This window comes from Methylophaga sp. UBA5088 (assembly GCF_002414625.1).
Lineage (GTDB): Bacteria > Pseudomonadota > Gammaproteobacteria > Nitrosococcales > Methylophagaceae > Methylophaga > Methylophaga marina.
In genome coordinates this window covers 1-4,059 of sequence record NZ_DIAC01000003.1, presented here as the reverse complement: position 1 = coordinate 4,059, position 4,059 = coordinate 1, and the positions used below count along the sequence as shown (strand labels likewise).

Genomic DNA, 4,059 nt, shown 5'->3' with positions numbered 1-4,059 from the left:
CTTGTCTACCTCGACGCCAGTCACCGTACGTGATAACAATATGAACGTTATCGCCAATGGTTATAATGGTGCGGTCTTACAAATTCTCAATAATAACGCCAATATCGACTTTTCTAATAATACCCTGAACATGGCAGGCACATCCCCAGTGAGTAAATGGGTTACATACTTTCTCGGGACGGGGGTGACGATTAATAACCTTTCGGGAACAGGCAATACATCAAACCTCGTCAAATGTGATATCGCTGGCGGCTATACCATTACAGGCTCAATTGAAACCAATGGCATTAATCTCTGCCCACCCTAAGCTAAATCGTGTTGGGCAGTAAAAAAGTTCGTTTCTTTGCCAACCTAACACAAGCAACTAATGTTTTATGCGTAGGTAGTTTATTCAAAAAATATCTGGATGAAAGTTCTGATGCATTTATACCCAGGAGTCTGATTCTTATTGTTCGCCCATCTAAAAGTAGTGAAGTCTTTATCCTTTAGGCGATGCTTAGCTTGCAGGCAACTCTGGCTCTGGCTTCAGAAACGGCTCAGGATCAACTGGGCCACCAGCGTAGATCCCAAAGTGAAGATGAGGCGGCGTAGTTCTGGCATTACCTGTGTTGCCCACATAGCCGATAACCTCACCTTTCTTGACCTTATCACCCGATTCAACGGCAAAGTCATCCAGATGAGCATAGTAATATCGGGCGCTACCTAAACCAAACATTCCGCCTGACAGCCAGACGTATTTGCCCCCCAATCCACCGGTCCCAGTACGGACGTAACCATCAATCACAGCCGTAACAGGCGTGCCCTTTTTAGCAAAGATATCGACGCCATGATGTTTTCTGGCACCACCATCACGTGGGTCACCGAAGACGCTACCAATATCCCGTTGCTTGGCGCCTTCTACGGGAAAAGGTAATGAACCACCACTCGCCATGTCTAAGGAATAGTCGACTTTGGCAAATAACTCGGGTTGCAGCACAATCCGATAATCCCCAGCTGCTGATGCGATTCGCGTCAGGGTGTCGCCTTCTGCCTCTAGATAACTCATCGTCGTCCAGTGTTCATCATTTCTTTTACGTCGTTCCAGGCTGGCGTATAAACGACTATCAGCCATATCCTGTCGCGTCAGTTGCCACACCAGCTTTTCACCTCGTTCTAATGAGACCTGATAAATATGAGCTTCCACTTCATCATCTTCAAAAGTATCAGTAGTGCGATATTGATCACCGGCTTGTATTGGTTTCTTACTGGCAAGGTCAACTGCATGTGTCCATCGTTGGCCTAATGGACTTTCTAATAATCCTGCCATCCGTAAACGCCAGATAAACAGCTCTCGCGGTGACCAACCCAGCATATCGAAGGCAATGTAGTGAACTGCCTGTTCACTACTATCAATAGCATTTTGACGTAGATCATCACGAACAGAAAGCAGTACCACCAAACCAGATAACACAATAAACAGTAACCAGAAACGCATCAAACGTTTGCAAGGCTTGGCAGATTCAGTGGCAGACGGCTTATCAACCTCCTGATTCATCTCACCCTGCTCAGATACAGTTGTTTCTTCGTTGTCAGATGCTTTTGTCGGATCATTCATACCGATATTCAACCTGTTGTCTTGTGAACTCACTGTTAAGACAAACTGTAAAGGCAAATGCTCGGAGAGGTAATGATGGAAGTTAAAGTGTTGGGTGAGTTAATGGAGAAAAAAAGGAGATCACACCTCAGCTTTATTGCTCAGTAGCTATCTAGCTAGTCTTATTGAGCCACACAGCTTTTTATATAAGCTAAATTAGATTTCTGCTTATCATTTTTCATAACAAAGTCAGTGATGATATGAGTCAGGACAGGATTAATTGTTAGATCTGGCTGGTTATAGCTAGCAAGATTATCTGCCCGATGTGGCCCAGTCTGTTTGAAAATATGATTCATGTCATCAACCAGCTTCAACTGTGCATGAGGGTTAGCTTTGGCTAGCATTTTTGCTTGGGCTTCACTCACTTGAATGTCGTTCACCCCCTGGATAGTCAACACTGGCATCTTAAGTTTGGCTATTTCTTCGGTGGGGTCATACTTAAACCAAGATATCATGTAAGGCTGCACACTCGGCCTAAATAAAGCATACAGTTGCGGATTAACGTCATTAACCATTTTGCCTTGCCTAAGACGCTCAATGATGGGTAATACACGAGTTAGAACTTGCGGCGATTGTGACTCTATTTGTTCCAATATGACCTTATCTGCCGAAAGACCTGGGCCAGCAATAGAGATGACGTTTTTCACACAGCTTTCCTGAGCCGCCACCATGCCAATCAATGAACCTTCACTATGTCCTATGATTGTGACGCCACTAAACCGTTCATCCTTGTTTAATAACGCCACCCAGTCTTTTTACATCTGAAATGTAATGCTCAAACCGTAATTCACTCTCTTTTACACCCGCTTGTTGGCTTTTACCAATGCCTCGTTTGTCATACCTCAGAGTGGCAATACCATTTTCAGACAACGCCTCTGCCAGCATTTTTAGAGAATTATTCTTCATCGCAGGGTTATTGCCATCTCTGTCCGTCGGCCCCGAGCCTGCAATGATTAATGCGACAGGCACTGGACTGTTTCCAGTGGGAATCATGAGGGAGCCTTCCAGTATTCCTGTCTCGGTTTTCAACTTAATGATGGTTTCTGCTTGGTCAGCAAACAGATCACTAGCAATAAAGAACAAAGCAACCAATAAATAGAGTTTCATGTTGATACTTTTTGCATAACGGTTTTGTTCTGTGTTTGTCGGTTTTGATTGATTAGGCAGAATCAAACACTCTGACCCTGAGCTATCCCCAAAAATAATGGCTAACAATCAATGGTCTAGTTGATATGTTAGGGAACATTCATGGCATTTGGTGATCAGATCTATCGCCAAACAAATACAACCAGCCGAAAACACCATGAATGTTCATCCTATATTGAAGAAAACCATGTCACTTGTCACGCCTGATATGCATTCACGCCGAAGGTGTGCATTAACCGATGCCATTGACAGTTTATTGAACGGTGCCTCAGCTACCGTCACAGCATTGGGAAGAGGCATTGCTTCTCCAGCAAAAGAAAAACATCGCATAAAGCGAGCAGATAGATTACTTTCAAACCGTCACTTACATGCACAAACCCTGACACTGTATCAACAGTTAGCCAAGTTCACTGTCGGCAAGGCCAAACGCCCTATCCTGTTGGTTGATTGGTCTGACTTAGATGAGCATAAAGGCCACTTCTTGCTTCGGGCAACCTTGGTATCACACCGTCGGGGTTTATGTCTTTATGAGGAAGTACACGATCTAAGTACCAAAGAAAAACCTAAAACACACTGTCAATTTCTGAGTCGTCTCGCTGAGGTACTTGGTCAGCAATGCCAACCGATTATTGTGACGGACGCAGGATTTAAAACACCCTGGTTTCGAGCCGTTTTAGCAATGGGCTGGGACTTTGTTGGTCGTGCTCGACTGCCAAATTTTTATAGTGTGGATAATGAACATTGGCAATGTATTACTCAGTTATATAAGCAAGCAACACAGCGGCCAAAACTCCTCAAGGGGGCGATTGCAAGACGAAACCCGTTGCCATGTAACTTGGTTATTGTTAAGCAAAAATCAACAGGAAGAAAAGTGTTGAACCATGCCGGCTGTGAGCGTCAATCGAAACAACATCGGGTTCACAGAAAATCAGCCAATGATCCTTGGCTGTTAGCGACCTCTTTAAGTCATAGTACATTCTTGGCGACTAAAATCACCAAAATATATCGTTATCGTATGCAAATAGAAGAAGGTTTTAGAGATATGAAAAGCCACCGATTTGGACAGGGATTTGAATACAATAAAACGACACATAAAGAGAGATTATCTGTGTTAATCCTGCTGACAACGATTACCCACTGGATACTGATGGTGATTGGATTAGCTGCCCGGCAAACACAGCATCATCGTCAATATCAAGCGAATAGTTTGAAAACGGATTCGGTTTTATCCTTACCCTTTATTGGGTTTAGAGTCATTGCTGATAAATATGCGAAATTGA

Annotated in this window: 4 protein-coding genes and 1 pseudogene; 2 read left to right on the top strand and 3 right to left on the bottom strand. The window is 43.8% G+C overall.

Annotated features, from left to right (window positions below; translation table 11 throughout):
- A pseudogene (locus B4K20_RS00360) lies at nucleotides 1-307 on the top strand (hypothetical protein); the annotation flags it as partial.
- 189 nt (nucleotides 308-496) lie between these two features.
- On the opposite strand, the gene B4K20_RS00355 reads toward B4K20_RS00360, so the two are convergent.
- From B4K20_RS00355 to B4K20_RS00345, 3 genes are all read right to left on the bottom strand, one after another.
- Entirely contained in the window at nucleotides 497-1,627 is a 1,131-nt protein-coding gene (locus B4K20_RS00355) for a M23 family metallopeptidase (RefSeq protein ID WP_289281453.1), read from the bottom strand.
- A 128-nt stretch (nucleotides 1,628-1,755) separates the two neighbouring features.
- Nucleotides 1,756-2,379 (bottom strand): alpha/beta fold hydrolase, encoded by a 624-nt coding sequence (locus B4K20_RS00350; protein WP_289281452.1) that lies wholly within the window; start codon nucleotides 2,377-2,379, stop codon nucleotides 1,756-1,758.
- On the bottom strand, nucleotides 2,357-2,740 hold the full coding sequence (locus B4K20_RS00345) for a hypothetical protein (RefSeq protein ID WP_289281451.1): 384 nt from the start codon (nucleotides 2,738-2,740) through the stop codon (nucleotides 2,357-2,359). Before B4K20_RS00345 ends, B4K20_RS00350 begins: the two co-directional genes overlap by 23 nt.
- 196 nt (nucleotides 2,741-2,936) lie before the next feature.
- On the opposite strand from B4K20_RS00345, the gene B4K20_RS00340 reads away from it, so the two are divergent.
- The coding region (locus tag B4K20_RS00340; RefSeq protein WP_289281450.1) for an IS4 family transposase at nucleotides 2,937-4,059 on the top strand (1,123 nt) is incomplete at its 3' end.

What these genes read in the sequence shown, in the direction of transcription:
- B4K20_RS00345 (WP_289281451.1), bottom strand. Translation starts at nt 2,740, where the DNA reads ATGAAACTCTATTTATTGGTTGCTTTGTTCTTTATTGCTAGTGATCTG.